The sequence below is a fragment of the Pseudomonas sp. 1 R 17 genome, from assembly GCF_900067035.1.
GTDB lineage: Bacteria > Pseudomonadota > Gammaproteobacteria > Pseudomonadales > Pseudomonadaceae > Aquipseudomonas > Aquipseudomonas marginalis.
Genome location: NZ_FKLB01000021.1, coordinates 68,374 through 88,013, shown reverse-complemented (window position 1 = coordinate 88,013; position 19,640 = coordinate 68,374). Strand labels below are relative to the sequence as shown.

General features: G+C 62.4%; 21 protein-coding genes and 1 riboswitch. Of the genes, 16 read left to right on the top strand and 5 right to left on the bottom strand.

Annotated elements, in window-relative coordinates; genetic code table 11:
* Nucleotides 1-18 precede the first annotated feature (18 nt).
* Both mazG and BFP99_RS05765 read left to right on the top strand, forming a co-directional pair.
* Nucleotides 19-852 carry a nucleoside triphosphate pyrophosphohydrolase gene (gene mazG, locus BFP99_RS05770; RefSeq protein WP_065924913.1) on the top strand — a complete coding sequence of 278 codons (834 nt, stop codon included), beginning with the start codon at nucleotides 19-21 and terminating at the stop codon, nucleotides 850-852.
* Between the two features lie 25 nt (nucleotides 853-877).
* Nucleotides 878-1,423, top strand: a complete 546-nt coding sequence (locus BFP99_RS05765) for a DUF2058 domain-containing protein (RefSeq protein WP_010208656.1) — start codon at nucleotides 878-880, stop codon at nucleotides 1,421-1,423.
* A 151-nt stretch (nucleotides 1,424-1,574) separates the two neighbouring features.
* Here the strand turns inward: BFP99_RS05765 and BFP99_RS05760 are convergent, their stop codons facing one another.
* The 4 genes from BFP99_RS05760 to purM all read right to left on the bottom strand — a co-directional run bounded on the left by BFP99_RS05760 (nucleotide 1,575) and on the right by purM (nucleotide 4,400).
* Nucleotides 1,575-1,763: a hypothetical protein gene (locus tag BFP99_RS05760; RefSeq protein ID WP_065924914.1), complete on the bottom strand. Its 189-nt coding sequence runs from the start codon at nucleotides 1,761-1,763 to the stop codon at nucleotides 1,575-1,577.
* Between the two features lie 206 nt (nucleotides 1,764-1,969).
* On the bottom strand, nucleotides 1,970-2,683 hold the full coding sequence (locus BFP99_RS05755) for a DUF3108 domain-containing protein (protein ID WP_027603794.1): 714 nt from the start codon (nucleotides 2,681-2,683) through the stop codon (nucleotides 1,970-1,972).
* Between the two features lie 8 nt (nucleotides 2,684-2,691).
* A complete protein-coding gene (gene purN / locus BFP99_RS05750; protein ID WP_065924915.1) occupies nucleotides 2,692-3,342 on the bottom strand; it encodes a phosphoribosylglycinamide formyltransferase in 651 nt (216 codons plus the stop codon).
* Nucleotides 3,342-4,400 (bottom strand): phosphoribosylformylglycinamidine cyclo-ligase, encoded by a 1,059-nt coding sequence (purM, locus tag BFP99_RS05745; protein ID WP_014719398.1) that lies wholly within the window; start codon nucleotides 4,398-4,400, stop codon nucleotides 3,342-3,344. The genes purN and purM overlap by 1 nt, the downstream gene beginning before the upstream one ends.
* Before the next feature lie 357 nt (nucleotides 4,401-4,757).
* Here purM and BFP99_RS05740 point away from each other — a divergent pair, with 357 nt between their 5' ends.
* The 5 genes from BFP99_RS05740 (at nucleotide 4,758) to BFP99_RS05720 (ending at nucleotide 9,342) form a co-directional block, all read left to right on the top strand.
* Entirely contained in the window at nucleotides 4,758-5,798 is a 1,041-nt protein-coding gene (locus tag BFP99_RS05740) for a DUF2066 domain-containing protein (RefSeq protein ID WP_065946847.1), read from the top strand.
* Between the two features lie 42 nt (nucleotides 5,799-5,840).
* Nucleotides 5,841-6,914, top strand: a complete 1,074-nt coding sequence (locus BFP99_RS05735) for an AI-2E family transporter (RefSeq protein ID WP_065946846.1) — start codon at nucleotides 5,841-5,843, stop codon at nucleotides 6,912-6,914.
* Nucleotides 6,915-7,117: 203 nt separating this feature from the next.
* A complete protein-coding gene (gene hda / locus BFP99_RS05730) occupies nucleotides 7,118-7,822 on the top strand; it encodes a DnaA regulatory inactivator Hda (RefSeq protein ID WP_027603798.1) in 705 nt (234 codons plus the stop codon).
* A gap of 209 nt (nucleotides 7,823-8,031) precedes the next feature.
* Nucleotides 8,032-8,661 (top strand): C40 family peptidase, encoded by a 630-nt coding sequence (locus BFP99_RS05725; RefSeq protein WP_027603799.1) that lies wholly within the window; start codon nucleotides 8,032-8,034, stop codon nucleotides 8,659-8,661.
* Between the two features lie 144 nt (nucleotides 8,662-8,805).
* Nucleotides 8,806-9,342: a C40 family peptidase gene (locus BFP99_RS05720; protein WP_027603800.1), complete on the top strand. Its 537-nt coding sequence runs from the start codon at nucleotides 8,806-8,808 to the stop codon at nucleotides 9,340-9,342.
* 82 nt (nucleotides 9,343-9,424) lie between these two features.
* Here the strand turns inward: BFP99_RS05720 and BFP99_RS05715 are convergent, their stop codons facing one another.
* Nucleotides 9,425-10,738, bottom strand: coding sequence for a PQQ-dependent sugar dehydrogenase (locus BFP99_RS05715; RefSeq protein WP_065924918.1), 1,314 nt, complete (start codon nucleotides 10,736-10,738; stop codon nucleotides 9,425-9,427).
* A gap of 99 nt (nucleotides 10,739-10,837) precedes the next feature.
* Nucleotides 10,838-11,095: riboswitch (cobalamin riboswitch) on the top strand.
* Nucleotides 11,096-11,167: 72 nt separating this feature from the next.
* Here BFP99_RS05715 and cobO point away from each other — a divergent pair.
* The 9 genes from cobO to cobC all read left to right on the top strand — a co-directional run bounded on the left by cobO (nucleotide 11,168) and on the right by cobC (nucleotide 19,638).
* Nucleotides 11,168-11,779, top strand: a complete 612-nt coding sequence (cobO, locus tag BFP99_RS05710) for a cob(I)yrinic acid a,c-diamide adenosyltransferase (RefSeq protein WP_065924919.1) — start codon at nucleotides 11,168-11,170, stop codon at nucleotides 11,777-11,779.
* Entirely contained in the window at nucleotides 11,776-13,125 is a 1,350-nt protein-coding gene (locus BFP99_RS05705; protein WP_065946845.1) for a cobyrinate a,c-diamide synthase, read from the top strand. The genes cobO and BFP99_RS05705 overlap by 4 nt, the downstream gene beginning before the upstream one ends.
* Nucleotides 13,122-13,772 carry a 5,6-dimethylbenzimidazole synthase gene (bluB, locus tag BFP99_RS05700; protein WP_065946844.1) on the top strand — a complete coding sequence of 217 codons (651 nt, stop codon included), beginning with the start codon at nucleotides 13,122-13,124 and terminating at the stop codon, nucleotides 13,770-13,772. Before BFP99_RS05705 ends, bluB begins: the two co-directional genes overlap by 4 nt.
* A complete protein-coding gene (gene cbiB, locus BFP99_RS05695) occupies nucleotides 13,769-14,677 on the top strand; it encodes an adenosylcobinamide-phosphate synthase CbiB (RefSeq protein ID WP_065924922.1) in 909 nt (302 codons plus the stop codon). Before bluB ends, cbiB begins: the two co-directional genes overlap by 4 nt.
* On the top strand, nucleotides 14,670-15,659 hold the full coding sequence (gene cobD / locus BFP99_RS05690) for a threonine-phosphate decarboxylase CobD (RefSeq protein WP_065924923.1): 990 nt from the start codon (nucleotides 14,670-14,672) through the stop codon (nucleotides 15,657-15,659). Before cbiB ends, cobD begins: the two co-directional genes overlap by 8 nt.
* Nucleotides 15,656-17,107, top strand: coding sequence for a cobyric acid synthase (locus tag BFP99_RS05685; protein WP_065946843.1), 1,452 nt, complete (start codon nucleotides 15,656-15,658; stop codon nucleotides 17,105-17,107). Before cobD ends, BFP99_RS05685 begins: the two co-directional genes overlap by 4 nt.
* A 385-nt stretch (nucleotides 17,108-17,492) precedes the next feature.
* Nucleotides 17,493-18,014 (top strand): bifunctional adenosylcobinamide kinase/adenosylcobinamide-phosphate guanylyltransferase, encoded by a 522-nt coding sequence (cobU, locus tag BFP99_RS05680; RefSeq protein ID WP_065940592.1) that lies wholly within the window; start codon nucleotides 17,493-17,495, stop codon nucleotides 18,012-18,014.
* Nucleotides 18,011-19,066, top strand: a complete 1,056-nt coding sequence (gene cobT / locus BFP99_RS05675; protein ID WP_065946842.1) for a nicotinate-nucleotide--dimethylbenzimidazole phosphoribosyltransferase — start codon at nucleotides 18,011-18,013, stop codon at nucleotides 19,064-19,066. Before cobU ends, cobT begins: the two co-directional genes overlap by 4 nt.
* A complete protein-coding gene (cobC, locus tag BFP99_RS05670) occupies nucleotides 19,063-19,638 on the top strand; it encodes an alpha-ribazole phosphatase family protein (RefSeq protein WP_065924927.1) in 576 nt (191 codons plus the stop codon). The genes cobT and cobC overlap by 4 nt, the downstream gene beginning before the upstream one ends.
* Nucleotides 19,639-19,640 lie beyond the last annotated feature (2 nt).

Sequence of the window (19,640 nt, the reverse complement as noted above, 5' to 3'; positions counted from 1 at the left end):
CTGATCGGACACAGAAAGATGTATTCACTTGAAGACCTGCTGCACCTGATGAACCGCCTGCGGGACCCGCAATACGGGTGCCCGTGGGACATCAAGCAAACCTACGCGACCATTGTCCCGCACACTCTGGAAGAGGCCTACGAAGTGGCCGACGCCATCGAACGCGGCGACTTTGATCATCTGCAGGGTGAGTTGGGCGACCTGTTGTTCCAAGTGGTGTATTACAGCCAGCTGGCGCGGGAAGAGGGGCGTTTCGAATTTGCCGGGGTGATCGACAGCATCACCCGCAAACTGATTCGCCGCCATCCCCATGTGTTCCCGACCGGCGATCTGTATGCGCCGCTGGATATTCCTCAACTGAGTGAAGAACAGGTCAAGGAACGTTGGGAGCAGATCAAGGCCGAGGAGCGTGCGGAAAAATCCGACGCGCCGGAGCAGCTGTCCCTGCTGGACGATGTGCCCAGCGCCTTGCCGTCCCTGTCCCGGGCCGCCAAATTGCAGAAGCGCGCCAGCCAGGTCGGCTTCGACTGGCCATCGGCGTTGCCGGTGGTGGATAACGTGCGCGAAGAGCTGGACGAAGTGCTCGAAGCCATGGCCGACAACGACCCGGAGGCCATCGCCGATGAAGTCGGTGACCTGCTGTTCGCGGCGGTCAACCTGGCCCGTCACCTCAAGGTCGACCCGGAAACCGCGCTGCGTGGCGCCAATGCCAAGTTCGAGCGACGCTTCCGATTTATCGAACAGGCATTGCGCGACACCCACCAACCCATAGAAGATTGCACCCTCGAAGAGTTGGACGCCCTGTGGGGCGAAGCCAAACGTCAGGAAAAGAACGTGTCCAGCTGCGGTTGAGCAGTTGCCTAAGTGAGTAAGCACCATGAGCCTTTCCCTTCGCGACCAGTTGCTCAAAGCAGGTCTGGTCAACCAAAAGCAGGCCAAGCAGGTCGGCAAAGAGAAACAGAAGCAGCAGCGCCTGGTCCACAAGGGCCAGATCGAGGCCGATGACACCCAGGCGCGCCTGGCCGCCGAAGCGCAGGCCGAGAAGGTCAAGCGTGACCAGGAGCTGAACCGCCAGCAACAGGAAAAAGCCGAGGCCAAGGCCCGTACGGCCCAGGTCAAGCAACTGATCGAGACCTCGCGCCTGCCTAAGCTCACGACCGAGGACTACTACAACTTCGTGGATGACAAGAAGGTCAAGCGCCTGTCGGTCAACACGTTGATGCGCAACAAGCTGAGCAACGGCTCCCTGGCCATCGTGCATCACGGTGGCGGCTACGAGGTGATCCCCCGTGAAGCCGCGCTGAAGATCCAGGAGCGCGCCCCGGAACGTATCGTGCAGCTCAATATCCTCACCGAAAGCCAGGTGCCGGATGAGGATGATCCGTACGCGGCCTACCAGATCCCGGATGATTTGATGTGGTAAGGCTGTAGCTACGAATTGTGGTGAGCAGGCTTGCCCTGCGTTGGGCTGCGAAGCAGCCCCAGAACACACAAACCCCGCTCAAAAGGCGGGGTTTGTGTTTTATAGGCCCCCCAGCTGCGTGGGGCTGGGGGGCCTACAGGATTTTGAAGTTTCAGGAGCTTTGCGCCTGGCGTTTCATCTCAAGGGCTTCGAGCTCGTTTTTATAATTATGAGCGTCGCTCTCGTTGTGAAACATGCCGACCAGCAGGTCTTGTTGGTGGACATCCCAGATGTGAATCCCATGGCCCAGCGCTTCGTGGGACATATGTTCGTCGTCGCGTTCAGTTACTTTTACAGTCATCTGCTTGCTCCAATTTCTGGTGGGTATGCGGCAAGTCGTCGCAGGTCTTTTTATACGGTTTGTTAGCTTGCTAAGTAAACCGCTTTAGAGGTTTATGACAGAAGTTTCATGTTGGGCTCCCGATGACGGCAGACACTTGAACCCAAAACCCCCAGACGAAAAAAAGCCCCGCATTCAGCGAGGCTCTTCTCAGCTCATCAATCCAATCAGCTGCCCTTGATGGCTTTGCCGTCAACGGTACCGTCTTGCAACATGATGTTGTATTCCTTGCCGTCGGTTTCCACCTGACGCAGGGCTACCAGGATGCCACCCAGGTCCTTGGCGAACCACATCTGGGTGATGCGCTTGCTTTGAGTCGGGTCGCGTACGCGCTCGACCTTGATCGCGTCAATGCTGCCGACCTTGGTCTGGACCTTTTCCGGGCCGATCACACGGAAGTCGTAGGTGTCGACGTCGGTGCCTTCAACCACGTTGTAGCTCATGCTTTTCTTGCCGGCTGCCACGTCGCGCTGCAAGGCCAACTGGTAGGTCGACTTGTCGAGCATGCCGCTTTGCAGGGGCACATTGACCGGGTCTTTGTTTTCAAAACCCGTGACTTTCTTGGTCGACGGGTCGAAGTCCAGGTTGATCTTCTTGGTCTTGCCCAGGCCGCCGCGTTCGAAGGCGTAGCTCTTCGGTTGCAGGGTGTCCTTGTCGAACAGGATCACACTGGTTTCGGTCAGGCTGGCGATCATCATGGAAGCCTTGAAGTTCAAGGTCCAGGTGCCGTCACCGTTCTTGGTCAGGCTGCGTTCTGCCGAACCACTCATGGGCAACTGTTTCCAGTCGGCGGTGTAGCTGGCGGAGAACGGGTGTAGATCTGCCGCTTGCACGGCAGGCAAGGCGAACAGCGCAAAAGCGAAGAGCAAGGCGCGACGCATAAAATCTCCTAGGTTCGAATCAAGTGGCCGCTGGCCGCAAGTAACTGACCGTCCAATAATGCACCCTGGTCACCAAGAATCAACCGCCCCTCGGCAAACCAGCGCACAGCCAGCGGGTAAATCCTGTGTTCCTGGGTATGAACCCGTTGCGCAAGGGTCTGCGCCGAGTCGTCAGACTCTACCGGAACCACTGCCTGTACGACCAGAGGCCCGCCATCGAGTTCCTCGGTGACGAAGTGCACGCTGCAGCCATGCTCGCTGTCACCGGCATCCAGGGCGCGTTGGTGCGTGTGCATGCCTTTGTACTTGGGCAGCAGGGAAGGGTGGATATTCAGCAGGCGCCCTTCGTAGTGCCGCACGAAGCCAGGGCTGAGAATGCGCATGAAACCGGCCAGTACCACGAGTTGGGGGTTGAAGGCGTCGATCAGTTCGACCAAGGCGCTGTCGAAGGCCTCGCGGCCTTCGAAAGCCTTGTGATCCAGCGAGCGGGTTTCGATACCCGCGTCCCTGGCGCGTTGCAGGCCGTAGGCGTCGCTGCGGTTGGAGATCACCGCAGCGATGCGCACCGGGCTGTCGCCGGTGCGCGTGCTGTCGATCAGGGCCTGCAAGTTACTGCCGGTGCCGGAAAGCAGCACCACGACATCACAGGTCCGAGGCATCAGTGAGCCTTGAGGTTCTTCAGTTCAACCTGAGCCGCGCCTTCGGCAGCGGTGGCGATCTGGCCGATGACCCAAGGCTGCTCGCCGGCTTCACGCAATACGTTCAGCGCGGTTTCAACGTGTTCCTGCGCCACGCAGATCACCATGCCCACGCCGCAGTTCAGCACGCGGTGCATTTCGGTTTCATTGACGTTGCCTTTTTCCTGCAGCCAGTCGAATACCGCAGGACGCTGCCAGCTGGCCACGTCGACGATCGCCTGGGCGCCTTTTGGCAGTACGCGCGGGATGTTGTCCAGCAGGCCGCCGCCGGTGATGTGGGCCATGGCCTTGACCGCGCCGGTGTCCTTGATCAGCTTGAGCAGTGGCTTGACGTAGATGCGGGTCGGGGCCATCAGCAGGTCGGTCAGCGGCTTGCCGTCGAGCTGGATGTTCTCGATGTCGGCACCGGACACTTCGATGATCTTGCGGATCAGCGAGTAGCCGTTGGAGTGCGGGCCGGAGGATGGCAGGGCGAGCAGGGCGTCGCCGGCAGCCACTTTGGAGCCGTCGATGATCTCGGCTTTTTCCACCACGCCGACGCAGAAGCCGGCCAGGTCGTAGTCTTCGCCTTCGTACATGCCTGGCATTTCAGCGGTTTCGCCGCCGACCAGGGAGCAACCCGACAGTTCGCAGCCGGCGCCGATGCCGGTCACCACCTGGGTGGCGGTCTCGACGTTCAGCTTGCCGGTGGCATAGTAGTCGAGGAAGAACAACGGCTCGGCACCGCATACCACCAGGTCGTTGACGCACATGGCCACCAGGTCGATGCCGATGCTGTCGTGCTTGTTCAGGTTCAGTGCCAGGCGCAGTTTGGTGCCCACACCGTCGGTACCGGAAACCAATACAGGCTGCTTGTAGCCGGCCGGGATCTCGCAGAGGGCGCCAAAACCGCCCAGGCCGCCCATGACTTCGGGGCGCGCAGTGCGCTTGGCAACGCTCTTGATGCGTTCGACCAATGCTTCACCGGCGTCGATGTCTACACCGGCGTCCTTGTAGCTCAGGGAGGGTTGCTTGCTCATGATCCAGGCCTTTAGGGGGGATTCAGGGGTAACGACCGAGCGGGCGGGCACTTTTGGTAAAAGGCCCAGCCGTTGACGGTCTGCGAAGGCGCGCGATTTTATCAGGCTTGAGGGGCAGCGGCCATCCTCGGGCCGACGGGCAGGGCAGATAGATTTAAAAAAGCAGGTTAAAAAAATGCTGATCGGGTCTGTTCAGGCACGTATTAAGGTATAGCCTTTAAACCGCTGTCGTTAATGACATGGCGAAAACTTACCAGGACCCCGTGAATGTTTTAGTTGTCGCTGTGGTCACAGCCTGGCTATACCGATTTCACGCGGTCTGTTCCAGCCGCTAAATTTGTCGTTCGGGAATCTTCCATGCGTCTGTGTAATGTCTTTTTTGTAGGCTGCTTGTCGTTGATCAGCCTGGCGAGTCATGCCGAAACCCTCAATGGCCTGTACCAGGTACTCGAACCCGTCAGCAGCCAATCGCCGCAAGAGCGCGACCAGGCGACCCAGCGCGCGGTGGAGACCCTGGTGATCCGCCTCACCGGCGACGCCAAGGCTGCGCAAGGCCCGGGCCTGGCGGCGATTCGCAAGGATCCGCAGCAAATCATCACTCAATACGGTTACGACGCCGGCCCGCCCGAGAGCCTGCAAGTGGACTTCGACCCGGTGAGCACTGATCGCGCCTTGCGTGACGCCGGCCTGTCGATCTGGGGCAGCAATCGGCCATCAATCCTCGGCTGGTGGCTGAACGACTCCACCGAAGGCAGCAGCCTGGTCGGCGATGGCCAGGCCGCTGCCCAGGCGCTGCGCCGTGCGGCACAGCACCGCGGCTTGCCATTGCGCCTGCCCCTGGGGGACCTGGATGAGCAGGTGGTCGCCACCGCGCCGAATCTTGAAAACGCCGATGCCACGCCGTTGCGCGCCGCGTCCGAGCGCTACGGTGCCGACGCCTTGCTGGCCGTGCATGCACGCCAGGAAGGCAATCAATGGCAGGCCAAATGGCGCCTGTGGCTGGGTGACAAGAGCGAGCAGGGCGCCGCGCAAGGCGCCGACACGGGCGCGCTGGCCGATGCAGTCATGCTGGCGGTCAGCCAAAAACTGGCGCCGCGCTTTGCGGTCAAGCCCGGTGTGAGTACCGAGCAACTGCTGGAAGTGCAGGGCATGAACCTGGAGCGGTACGCGGCCCTGGGGCATCTGCTTGAGCCGTTTGGCGGTCAGCCGCAATGGGTGGATGGCAATCGTATTGTGTATCGGGTCAACGGCAGCGCCGATCAGTTGCGTACCCAGTTGAGCCTGGCCAAGTTGCAGGAAGTGCCTGCCGGTGAGGCCCCGGCGCAGCAGCCTGCGGTCGATGGCACACAACCGGCAGCGGCACCTGCGCCCCAGGCGCAACTGCATTTTCGTTGGTAAAAGTTCTTCCTATATAGATAGAAGCAAATAATGGAGTGGTTTATGGCGGATACGCGTCGTTGGGTGTGGCTTGGCGGGATCGTCCTGCTGTGCGTTTTTGTGTTCCTGCTGCATTCGATCCTGACGCCGTTCCTGGTTGCGTTGCTGCTCGCCTATCTGTTCGATCCTGTGGTGGATCGCCTGGAAAAAGCCGGTCTGTCGCGGACCTTGGGCGTGGTTGCGGTGTTTGCGTTGTTCACATTGATCATCACCGCGCTGGTGCTGGTGCTGGTGCCGATGCTGGCCAAGCAACTGTTTCGTCTCTATGAGCTGGCGCCGCAGATGCTCGACTGGCTGCAGCACACGGCGATGCCGTGGGCCCAGGCCAAGTTGGGCCTGTCGGATGGCTTCTGGAAGTTCGACAAGGTCAAGGCGGCGATCAGCGAGCACATGGGCCAGACCACCGATATTGTGGGGGTGATCCTCAGCCAGGCGACCGCCTCCAGCCTGGCGCTGATCGGCTGGTTGACCAACCTGGTGCTGATCCCGGTGGTGGCGTTCTACCTGCTGCGCGATTGGGACATCATGATGGCCAAGATCCGCGGCCTGCTGCCCCGCAACCGTGAAGAGCGCATCGTGGCCCTGGCCGGCGAGTGCCATGAGGTGCTTGGCGCCTTTGTGCGTGGGCAGTTGCTGGTGATGCTGGCACTGGGGATCATCTACGCGGCGGGCTTGATGGCCATCGGCCTGGAGCTGGGCCTGTTGATCGGCCTGATCGCCGGCCTCGCCGCTATCGTGCCGTATATGGGCTTTGTGATCGGTATCGGTGCGGCGTTGGTGGCTGGCCTGTTCCAGTTTGGCGGCGACCTGTACCCGATGCTGGGGATTGTCGCGGTGTTCATGGTCGGCCAGGCCTTGGAAGGCATGGTGCTCACGCCGTTGCTGGTGGGGGACCGGATTGGCCTGCACCCGGTGGCAGTGATCTTTGCGATCCTGGCGGGCGGCGAGCTGTTCGGTTTTACCGGCATTCTGCTGGCACTGCCGGTGGCGGCGGTGATCATGGTGCTGGTGCGTCATGTGCACGATCTGTACAAGGATTCCGACGCCTATACGGGGGTCGAAGACCCCGACCTGTAACCGCTGCGTCATAAACCCGGCTTCGGCCGGGTTTGTTGTTTATGGGGCTATGGCGTCAAACAATCCGCTTAAAACCGGCAAGTTAACGCAAACCTTTGATTTTGCTTGTGGTCTGCTGCATTGTGCGCCCGGCGTCACGGGTATAAACTTTGCAAACTTTACACAGAGGCCACTAACGGTTCGATGGGAGCCGTTCAGTCAGCATGAAACCGATTCAGCTGCCCTTAGGTGTGCGTCTGCGTGATGACGCTACCTTTATCAATTACTACCCAGGCGCCAATGCCGCTGCACTCGGCTATGTCGAGCGGCTCTGCGAAGCCGACGCCGGGTGGACCGAAAGCCTGATCTATCTGTGGGGTAAACACGGCGTAGGGCGTACCCACCTGTTGCAGGCCGCTTGCCTGCGTTTCGAGCAGATGGGCGAGCCGGCGGTTTACCTGCCCCTGGCCGAGTTGATGGATCGCGGCATCGGGATCTTCGACAACCTTGAGCAATACGAACTGGTGTGCCTGGACGATCTGCAGGCAGTGGCCGGCAAGGCGGATTGGGAAGAGGCGCTGTTCCATCTGTTCAACCGCCTGCGTGACAGCGGCCGGCGCTTGTTGATTGCGGCCTCCACCTCGCCACGGGAGTTGCCGGTGAAGCTGGCCGACCTCAAGTCGCGCCTGACCCTGGCGCTGATCTTTCAGATGCGCCCACTCTCCGACGAAGACAAACTGCGTGCCCTGCAATTGCGTGCATCCCGTCGCGGCCTGCACCTCACCGATGAAGTCGGGCACTTTATCCTCACCCGTGGCACCCGCAGCATGAGCGCGTTGTTCGATTTGCTCGAGCAGCTCGATCAGGCCTCCTTGCAGGCTCAACGAAAATTGACGATCCCTTTTCTCAAGGAAACATTGGGCTGGTAACTGGTTGAATCTACGGGGTTCGGCAATTTCCAGGCGCCAGAAATCCTGCGTTTAAGCCACGTTGGCTACGCATGTGAACCGATAAATGGAATTACGGCTTAGATGTCATAGTCCAATCGCGAAGTCACATAGATCACGATTGAATTTGCAAATCGATGTGATAGAAGGCATAGTCTCGACTTCTTTACATACCAGCCACGGTCGTGCCCATGCTAAATCGCTTCGCACCCCTCGTGCCCCTCGCACTCGTTACCCTGTTGTTTGGTTGCGCCTCCCACCCTCAACAGGTGGTTGAGCAGCAAAAACCTCAACAACAGTCCCAGGCAAAATTCGTTGCTGCACAGTCTGCTTCTGTCTATGAAGAAGAGGTGGCAACCGAAAAGGAACTGGCCGATTTTTCCGGCAACAAGCCTTACCAGCTTCCAGTCCTGGCCGACAGCATCCTCGAACGCGGCATGTCCCTGATCGGTACCCGTTACCGTTTCGGCGGTACCTCTGAAGCCGGTTTCGACTGCAGCGGTTTCATCGGCTACCTGTTTCGTGAAGAAGCTGGCATGAACCTGCCACGCTCCACTCGCGAAATGATCAACGTGAAAGCACCGTTGGTCGCGCGCAACAACCTCAAGCCCGGTGATCTGCTTTTCTTCAGTACTGCAGGTCGTGGTCGCGTAAGCCATGCCGGTATCTACCTGGGCGATAACCAGTTTATCCACTCCAGCAGCCGTCGCAGTGGCGGTGTTCGAGTCGACAGCCTGGGTGACAGCTACTGGAGCAAAACCTTCATCGAAGCCAAGCGCGCACTCGCCATGGCCCCGACTACGGTTACCGCCAGTAAGTAAACTTAAAGTGATACTTGAAGTTTGACGTGTAAGCGCTAGAATCCCTGGACATTGTTGTAATCCGTTCGCGCGAGCTTTGCTTGCGCGTTCTGGTTTTCAGCGTTCGGCAGCGATAGCCGCATCCAGACCAGGATTGTTCTGCACATGTCGACCTCAGCCCGCCTGCTCCTTATTCTCTGCGCCGCGCTTATCAGCGCCTGCGCCAGCCGGCCGCCACCCGCTCCCGTTGCGGTCAAGCCCAAGCCGGTATTCAACTATTCCACCCAGAATTTCTCGCCTGCGGCCGAAGACGTACTCTTTCGTGCACTGGGTCTGGTCGGCACGCCTTACCGTTGGGGCGGCAACACGCCGGACTCGGGTTTCGATTGCAGTGGCCTGATCGGCTTCGTCTTCCGCGACGCCGCCGGCATCTCCCTGCCGCGCACCACTCGCGAACTGATCGTGATGCGCGCCCAGGATGTCAGCGAGCAGAACCTGCAGACCGGCGACCTGCTGTTCTTCGCCACCGGTGGCGGCTCCCAGGTCAGCCACGCCGGGATTTACGTGGGCGAAGGTCGCTTTGTGCATGCGCCGCAGACCGGCGGTACGGTCAAGCTGGACACCTTGTCCAAGGCGTATTGGCAGAATGCCTATCTGAGCGCCAAGCGTGTGTTGCCAGCAAACCTGGCACGTAATCCCTGAAATCAGCGATAAGCTTCAAGTCGTAAGCTGCAAGAGGGTGCAATGCCACCTTGCAGCTCCACGCTTGAAGCTTGCGGCTTCGCTACCTAGTGGCCGACACCCGCCACACCTTATTCCCCACATCATCCGCCACCAGCAAATCCCCTTGCTGATCGATCACCACGCCCACCGGCCGGCCCATGGCGTTCTCATCTTTATCGAGAAACCCGGTCAGCACGTCCACTGGCTGCCCTTTAGGCTGGCCTGCCTCGAACGGCACGAAGATCACCTTGTAGCCACTGTGGGGCTTGCGGTTCCATGAGCCATGCTGGCCGATGAACGCGCCGTTGCTGAACGGCGCCGGGAGTTTGCTGCCCTCGGCGAACGTCAGTCCCAAAGACGCGGTGTGCGGCCCTACCGCATAGTCCGGCACGATTGCCTTGGCCACCAGGTCCAGGTTCTGCGGCGTGACGCGTACATCCACATGCTGGCCGTAATAGCTGAAGGGCCAGCCATAGAACCCGCCATCCTTGACCGAGGTGATGTAGTCGGGCACCAGGTCGCTGCCGATCTCGTCGCGCTCGTTTACCGCTGTCCATAGCTTGCCGCTCTGGGGTTCCCAGGCCATGCCGTTAGGGTTACGCAGGCCGGAAGCGAAGATGCGCTGCTGGCCGCTGGCGCGATCCACTTCCCAGATAGCCGCCCGGCCCTGTTCCGCCTCAAGACCGTTCTCACCGACGTTGCTGTTGGAGCCGACGCTCACGTACAGCTTGCTGCCGTCCTTGCTGGCGATCACGTTCTTGGTCCAGTGGTGATTCAGGGGCCCGCCCGGCAGGTCGACCACCTTGGTGCCAGGTGCCTTGATCGCGGTTTCGCCCGCTTGATAGGGAAAACGCAGCAGCTTGTCCGAATCGGCCACGTACAGGTCATTGCCGACCAGTGTCATACCGAAGGGCGAGTTGAGGTTTTCCAGGAACACCGTACGGGTCTCGGCAACCCCATCGTGATCGGCGTCGCGCAGCAGGGTAATACGATTGGGGCTCGGCACCCCGGCACCGGCGCGGCCCATGACCTTCTCCATGACCCAGCCGCGAATGCCCTTGGAGTCATCCGGCTTGGGCGGCGCATTGGTTTCTGCCACCAGCACATCGCCGTTGGGTAGCACATACAGCCAGCGCGGGTGGTCCAGGCCTTCGGCGAACGCCGCCACTTGGGTGCCGGCCGCCGCCGTTGGCTTCACGCCCTCCGGCCAGCCGATAGCCGGGGCAATGTTCACCGTGGGAATCAGGGTTTTGTTCGGCTCGGGTAGCTGCGGCGACGGCCCGGTGCCGTCGGACACCTGCAGGGTGGAGCTTTCACCGCAGGCCGCGAGGGTGCCGGCGAGCATGATGAGTAGGGCGAGTCTGGTTTTATGCATGGTGTTCTCCTTGATACCTGTAAGGGTAGAGGAGGGCGCTGGTGCGATGGTTCAAGTGCAAGGCCAGCTTTAATTGACGCTCCACCCCCAACCCACTAACCTTCGCGGCTTGTTTCAGGTGCTCTGTGACCCATGGGTCGACCGAGTGAAACAGGGAAGCCGGTGAGCGAGCGCACTTGTACACAGTGCTGCCGCGATTCCGGCGCTGCCCCCGCAACGGTAAATGAGTCAAGACGGTGCCTTTTGCCACTGTATCGCCCGCGATATGGGAAGGCGCGCCGTCGGCGTGTTCGCTCTGTCGATGAGCCAGCGCACCACTCATGAGCCCGGAGACCGGCCTGGATCATCCAACAGCATCACGGTGGGCGATGCTTGGCTGTCTGTTTTTTCCTGCCTGCCGTTTTTGTCCAGCCCCAACGGAGAGCTGCCATGACCGATACCCCCGACCGCGACGAACGCCACCTGGCGCGCATGCTGCGCAAAAAAGCCGTGATCGACGAGCGCATCGCCAATTCCCCCAATGAGTGCGGCTTGCTGCTGGTGCTGACCGGCAACGGCAAAGGCAAGAGCAGCTCGGCATTCGGCATGCTCGCGCGCGCCATGGGCCACGGCATGCAGTGCGGTGTGGTGCAGTTCATCAAGGGGCGCAACAGCACCGGTGAGGAGTTGTTCTTCCGTCGCTTCCCCGAGCAAGTGCGTTTCCACGTGATGGGCGAAGGCTTCACCTGGGAGACCCAGGACCGCCAGCGCGATATCGCTGCCGCCGAAGCCGCCTGGGCCGTGTCTCGCGAACTGCTGCAAGACCCGCGCATCGGCCTGGTGGTGCTGGATGAGCTGAACATCGCCCTCAAGCATGGTTATCTCGACTTGGACCAGGTCCTCAGCGACCTGCAAGCGCGTCCGCCGATGCAGCACGTGGTCGTCACCGGCCGTGGCGCCAAGCCTGAATTGATCGAAATGGGCGATACCGTCACCGAAATGGGCATGCTCAAGCACGCGTTCCAGGCCGGGATCAAGGCACAGAAGGGCGTCGAACTTTGAATCAGCCCCGTCACTGCCCGGCCGTCCTGATCGCTGCACCGGCGTCCGGCCAGGGCAAAACCACCGTCACCGCCGCGCTGGCCCGTTTGCACCGCAACCTGGGGCGCAGGGTACGCGTGTTCAAATGCGGCCCGGATTTCCTGGACCCGATGATCCACGAGCGCGCCAGCGGTGCGCCGGTGTATCAATTGGACATGTGGATGGTGGGCGAGCAGGAAAGTCGCCGCCTGCTGTGGGAAGCGGCGGGTGAGGCCGACCTGATCCTGATCGAAGGCGTGATGGGCCTGTTCGATGGCACACCGTCCAGCGCCGACCTGGCGCGGCATTTCGGCGTGCCGGTGCTCGGTGTGATCGACGGCACCGCCATGGCCCAGACGTTTGGCGCCCTGGCCCTGGGCCTGGCGCGCTATCAGCCGGACCTGCCGTTTGCCGGGGTGCTGGCCAACCGCGTCGGCACCCTGCGCCATGCGCAGTTGCTGGAAGGCAGCCTCACCGAAGGCTTGCGCTGGTATGGCGCCCTGTCCCGCGAAACCGGGATCGAACTGCCCAGCCGCCATTTGGGCCTGGTGCAGGCCAGCGAGCTGAATGACCTCGACGTGCGCCTGGACGCCGCCGCCCAGGCCCTGGGCAGCAGCTGCGAAGTCGCATTGCCGCCACCGGTGACCTTCGCCGCGCCGGAAGTGATCATGGCCGAACCATTGCTGGCCGGTGTGCGCATTGCGGTGGCCCGTGACGAAGCCTTCGCCTTCACCTATGGCGCCAGCCTCGACCTGCTGCGGGCGATGGGGGCCGAGTTGCACTTCTTCTCGCCGATCCATGATCGCCAGCTGCCCGAGGCTGACAGCCTGTATTTGCCCGGCGGTTACCCGGAATTGCACCACCAGGCGCTGTCGCAAAACACGCCGATGCTTGACGCCATTCGTAACCATCATGCCGCCGGCAAACCCTTGCTCGCCGAGTGTGGCGGCATGCTCTACCTGCTGGATTCGCTCACCGATGTCGACGGCACCCGCGCCGAACTGGTCGGCCTGCTGCAAGGCGATGCGGTGATGCAAAAGAAACTCGCGGCCCTGGCCCTGCAAAGTGTCGAACTGCCGGAAGGCGTGCTGCGCGGGCACACGTACCACCATTCCCTGACCAGCACCGAGTGCCAGCCGATTGCCCGTGGCCTGAGCCCGAACGGTGGGCGCGGTGCCGAAGCGGTGTTCCGGCACGGGCGGATGACGGCCTCTTACGTGCACTTCTATTTCCCGTCGAATCCGACGGCGGTAGCCGCGTTGTTTGCCCCGGACCGAGCTGAAACCCCATCCACTGTGGGAGGGGGCTTGCCCCCGATAGGGCCATGACCGACAACGCTTTCCCCCAGGCCGACCGCGACGCCGTCTACCGCGCCATCGCCGAACGCCGCGACATGCGCCACTTCAGCGGCGGCAGTGTCGCGCCCGAATTGCTGCATCGCCTGCTCCAGGCCGCGCACCAGGCGCCCAGTGTCGGCCTGATGCAGCCCTGGCGGTTTATCCGCATCAGCGACCGCGCGTTGCGCAGCCGGATTCAACAGTTGGTGGAAGAAGAACGCGTGCGCACCGCCGAGGCGTTGGGCGAGCGCTCCGATGCGTTCATGAAGCTCAAGGTCGAAGGCATTCACGACTGCGCCGAAGTGCTGGTGGCGGCGTTGATGGATGATCGCGAGCGCCACATCTTCGGGCGGCGCACCTTGCCGGAGATGGACCTGGCGTCGCTGTCCTGTGCGATCCAGAACCTGTGGCTGGCCGCGCGGGTCGAGGGGTTGGGCATGGGCTGGGTCTCGCTGTTCGAACCCCAGGCCCTGGCCGACCTGCTGGGCCTGCCGCCCGGTGCGAAACCCCTGGCGGTCTTGTGCCTGGGGCCGGTGACGGAGTTTTACCCGGCACCGATGTTGCAGCTCGAAGGCTGGACCGAGCCTCGGCCGTTGAGTGACATGGTGTATGAAAATGCGTGGGGAGTGAGTCAATGAGTGTGGCCTTGCTGTGTGTCGCAGCAGTGGCGCTGGATGCGCTGCTGGGCGAGCCCAGGCGCTGGCATCCGCTGGTGGCGTTCGGCAATTTTGCCGGGCGCATCGAGCAGCGTTTCAACAGCGGTGGCCGGGGCTGGCGCAGCCATGGCGTGACCGCGTGGGTTATCGCCGTGGTGCCATTGACCCTGCTGGCCACCGCGTTGTCGTGGGCGCCGTATATCGGCTGGGTCCTGGAGATCCTCGCGTTGTACTGCGCCCTCGGCATGCGCAGCCTCGGCGAGCATGTGATCCCGGTGGCCCAGGCCCTGCGCAGCGATGACCTCGACGCGGCCCGCACACGGGTGAGCTACCTGGTCAGCCGCCAGACCAGTGAACTGGATCGGACCGAAGTCGCCCGTGCCGCCACCGAATCGGTGCTGGAAAACGGCAGCGATGCGGTGTTTGCCGCGTTGTTCTGGTTTGTCGTCGCCGGCGTACCGGGCGTGGTGCTCTACCGCCTGAGCAATACGCTCGACGCGATGTGGGGCTATCGCAACGAACGCTTCGAGCGTTTCGGTTGGGCCGCGGCCAAGATCGACGATGTACTCAACTATGTGCCTGCACGCCTGGTGGCCTTGACCTACGCCGTGCTGGGCAAAACCCGCCTGGCCCTCAAATGCTGGCGCACCCAGGGGCCGACCTGGGACAGCCCCAATGCCGGGCCGGTGATGGCATCCGGCGCTGGCGCGTTGGGCGTTGAGCTGGGTGGCGCCGCGATTTACCACGGCGAGGTGCACCAGCGTCCGCCACTGGGCGAAGGCCCGGCGGCGGATGCCGACTCTATCGACCGCGGCTGGCAACTGGTGCAGCGCGGCGTATGGTTGTGGTTGCTGATTCTCTGCGTGGGGGGGCAATTTTATGCTTGAGCACGGTGGCCGGCTGCGCAAGGCAGCGATTCAGTACGGGATTGCCGAGGCCGATTGGCTGGACCTGTCTAGCGGCCTCGCACCCTGGCCATGGCCGATCCCGGAGATTCCGCTGCGGGCCTGGGCGCGCTTGCCGGAATCGGACGACGGCCTGGAACAGGCGGCCAGCGAGTATTACGGCGCCGCGCATCTGCTGCCGGTGCCCGGCTCCCAGGCGGCGATTCAGTTGCTGCCGCGCCTGCGCCGTGCCGGCAAGGTCGGCGTGCTGTCGCCGTGCTACGCCGAACATGCCGAGGCCTGGCGGCGTGCCGGCTACGTGGTGCGTGAAGTGCAGGAGCAGGAAGTCGACTTCTTCCTCGACGTCCTCGACGTGCTGGTGGTGGTCAATCCCAATAACCCCACCGGACTGAGCCTGGCTCCGCAACGCCTGCTGGACTGGCACACAAGGCTGGCCCAGCGCGGCGGCTGGCTGGTGGTGGACGAAGCGTTCATGGATGTCACCCCGCAGTTGAGCCTGGCGAGCCAGGCCCATCAGGTCGGCCTGATTGTGCTGCGTTCGTTCGGCAAGTTTTTCGGCCTGGCCGGGGTGCGCCTGGGCTTTGTGCTGGCCGAGCGCAGGCTGCTCAAGTTGCTGGCCGAACAGGTTGGGCCCTGGGCTGTCAGCGGGCCGACGCGGGTACTGGGCCAAGTGTGCCTGCGCGATACTGCCGGTCATGCACGGCAGCGGGCACGCTGCATCGAGGCCGGCCAGCGTTTGTTTGAACTGCTCGAGCGTCGTGGCTTTCAACCCCAGGGCGGCTGCGCGTTGTTCCAATGGTTGATCACCCCGCACGCCGAGCGCATGCACGAATTCATGGCCCAGCGCGGCATCTTGCTGCGCCTGTTTGTGCACAACAGCAGCGTGCGGTTTGGCCTGCCCGACACCGAGGCCGATTGGTCGCGTCTCGACGAAGCGCTGGCTGCCTACAAGGACGCCTCATGAGTACGCTGATGGTGCAAGGCACCACCTCCGATGCCGGCAAAAGTACCCTGGTGACCGCGTTGTGCCGTTGGCTGGTACGCCAGGGCATTGCCGTGGTGCCGTTCAAACCGCAGAACATGGCGCTCAACAGTGCGGTGACGGCCGAGGGCGGCGAGATCGGTCGTGCCCAGGCGGTGCAGGCCCAGGCGGCCAACCTGGCGCCCCATACCGACATGAACCCGGTGCTGCTCAAGCCCAACAGCGACACCGGCTCCCAGGTGATCATCCATGGCCGCGCCGTGACCAGCATGAACGCGGTGGCCTATCACGACTACAAAGCCATCGCGATGCAGGCGGTGCTGGCTTCCCACGCGCGGTTGAGCGAAGCCTACCCGGTGGTGATGGTGGAAGGCGCAGGCTCCCCGGCGGAGATCAACCTGCGCGCCAACGACATTGCCAATATGGGCTTCGCCGAGGCCGTCGACTGCCCGGTGCTGCTGATTGCCGACATCAATCGCGGCGGGGTGTTCGCCCATCTGGTCGGCACCCTGGAATTGCTCTCTCCCAGCGAACAGGCGCGGGTCAAGGGCTTCATCATCAACCGCTTTCGCGGCGACATCGCACTGCTGCAACCCGGCCTGGATTGGTTGCAGGCACGCACCGGCAAACCGGTGGTGGGCGTATTGCCCTACGTGATGGACCTGCACCTGGAAGCCGAGGACGGTATCGACCAACGCCAGATCGACAAGGCGGCGCAGGTGCTCAAGGTGGTGGTGCCGGTGTTGCCGCGCATCAGCAACCATACGGATTTCGATCCGCTGCGCCTGCATCCTCAGGTGGACTTGCAGTTCATCGGGCCGGGCCAGCCGATTCCGGCCGCCGACCTGGTCATCCTGCCGGGCTCGAAAAGCGTGCGCAGCGACCTCGCGTACCTGCGTGCCCATGGCTGGGACACCGCCGTGGCGCGGCACTTGCGCTACGGCGGCAAGGTGCTGGGGATTTGCGGCGGGCTGCAGATGTTGGGCGAGCAGGTGCATGACCCGTTGGGCTTGGAAGGGGGGGCGGGTTCCAGTGAGGGGCTGGGGTTGTTGGCGTTCAGCACGACCTTGGAAGAAGAGAAGCAATTGCGCAATGTGCGTGGGCGGTTGGTGCTGGAGGATGCTGAGGTCAGTGGGTATGAGATTCATGCAGGGGTGACGTCGGGCGATGCGCTGTCTCATGCCGCCGTGGTGCTGGACGACGGGCGTAGTGATGGGGCTTTGAGTGCTGACGGGCAGATCCTTGGTACGTATCTGCATGGTTTGTTCGAGACGCCGGCGGCTTGCAGTGCCTTGTTGCGTTGGGCTGGGTTGGAGGATGTGCAGGAAGTGGATTATCACGCTTTGCGCGAGCGGGACATTGAGCGGTTGGCGGATTTGGTGGAGAACCATTTGGACACCGATTTGTTGCGTAGTCTGTGTGGGGTTTAAGGGTGTACACACGGTTCAAATGTGGGAGGGGACTTTCGGTGTACATATCCATTCCTGCGGTAACGGCCACTTATGGTTCCGCTCTTACAGCGGCTCACTTTTGGAAAGGCCGGAAGCCGGCCCAGCCAAAAGTAAGCAAAAGGCCTTCGCCCCACCACTCGGCACCTCGCTTGGGCTCGGTGTGCCCGAACGCAGGCTTGAATCCGTGGGCCGCCGCAATGGGCCATCCCTGGCCCAGTGCGGCTAACCCGGCGTCCTGCCGGGTTACCCACGGATTCAAGCCTGCGTTCGGCCAGCGTGGTTTACGGGGCGACTTCAGATCAAAAGCAGGATCAAAAACGACTCGCTTCGCATCGTGGAGTGGTGGGTGGGGAGGGGGGGTCTCATGCTTCAACTGATTTTAGGTGGCGCCCGCTCCGGCAAAAGCCGCCTCGCTGAAAAACTCGCCGGCGACAGCGCTTTGCCCGTGATCTATATCGCCACCAGCCAACCGCTTGACGGCGAGATGAATGCCCGCGTTGCCTTGCATCGCGAGCGTCGCCCTGATCACTGGGGTTTGATCGAAGAACCTGTCGAGCTGGCGCGTGTGCTACGCGAAAACGCTGCGCCCGGTCGTTGCCTGTTGGTGGATTGCCTGACCCTGTGGCTGACCAATCTGCTGATGCTCGAAGACGCGCAGCGCCTGGCGTTCGAGCGCGATCAATTGCTGGAAAGCCTGGCCGTGCTGCCGGGTGAAATTATTTTTGTCAGCAACGAGACCGGTCTGGGTGTCGTGCCGCTGGGCGAATTGACTCGCCGCTATGTGGATGAAGCCGGTTGGCTGCATCAAGCCTTGGCCGAGCGCTGTCAGCGTGTTGTCCTGACGGTTGCCGGCCTGCCCCTGACGTTGAAAGGTACTGCGTTATGACTGACACCTGGTGGCTCAACCCTTGTAAGGCCATTGACGCCTCGGCGTACGAACAAGCCCTGGCGCGCCAGCAGCAATTGACCAAGCCGGCCGGTTCCCTGGGCCAGCTGGAAGCGCTGGCGGTGCAATTGGCCGGCTTGCAGGGCCAGGTCAAACCGTCGGTGGACCGGCTGTGGATTGCCATCTTTGCCGGTGACCATGGTGTGGTTGCCGAGGGTGTATCGGCATTTCCCCAGGAAGTGACCGGGCAGATGCTGCATAACTTTGTCACCGGTGGCGCGGCCATCAGTGTATTGGCGCGGCAACTGGATGCGCAGTTGGAAGTGGTCGACCTCGGTACGGTGACCCCTTCGCTGAGCCTGCATGGCGTGCGTCACCTGAATATCGGCGCGGGCACCGCCAATTTCGTCAAGGGCCCGGCAATGACCGGTGCCCAGGGCCGATTGGCATTGCAGGCGGGTCGCGACAGTGTGCTGCGCGCCCGTGAAAGCGGTGCGCAGTTGTTTGTTGGCGGCGAGATGGGCATTGGCAACACCACCGCCGCCAGTGCGCTGGCCTGCGCCTTGCTCGATTGCCAGGTGACCGAGCTGACAGGCCCGGGCACCGGATTGAATGCCCAAGGCGTCAGTCACAAGGTGGCGGTGATCGAACGCGCGCTGGCCGTGCATGCCGCGCAGCGTGGGGATGCGCTGCACACCCTGTGCAATCTCGGTGGCTTTGAAATCGCTGCCCTGGTGGGGGCTTACCTGGCCTGCGCCCAGGAAGGCATCGTGGTGCTGGTGGATGGGTTTATCTGCACCGTCGCGGCACTGGTCGCCACGCGCTTGAACCCGGCGTGCCGCGAATGGCTGCTGTTCGGCCACCGCGGCGCCGAGCCTGGCCATCGCCATGTCTTGCAGAGCCTCGATGCACAACCGTTGCTGGAACTCGGCCTGCGCCTGGGCGAGGGCAGTGGCGCGGCGTTGGCGGTGCCATTGCTGCGCCTGGCCTGTGCGCTGCACGGGCAGATGGCGACGTTTGCCGAAGCGGCCGTGGCAGACCGTCCGGCATGACCTTGCACCTGGACCTGTTGCGCCATGGCGAAACCGAACTGGGGGGTGGCCTGCGCGGCAGCCTGGACGATGCATTGACCGCCAAGGGCTGGGAACAGATGCGCGCCGCTGTGGTGGCACAGGGGCCCTGGGATCGGCTGATCAGCTCGCCGCTGCAACGCTGCGCGCGGTTCGCGGATGAACTGGGCGCGCGGCTGAATGTGCCGGTGAGTCTGGAAAAGGACCTGCAGGAACTGCACTTCGGTGCCTGGGAAGGGCAAAGTGCGGCAGCGCTGATGGAGACCGACGCCGAAGGCCTGGGCCGGTTTTGGGCCGATCCCTATAGCTTCACGCCGCCCCAGGGCGAACCGGTCAGCGCGTTTTCCCTGCGGGTTTTGGGCGCCGTCCTGCGCCTGCATAAGGCGTATGCCGGTGAGCGTGTGCTGTTGATCAGCCACGGCGGGGTGATGCGTTTGCTGTTGGCCCACGCTCGGGGGCTGCCCCGTGAGCAGTTGCTGAATGTCGAAGTCGCTCATGGTGGGTTGTTCAACCTGCAGGTCGGCGCCGATGGCGTGTTGAAGGAAGGAATCTGAGC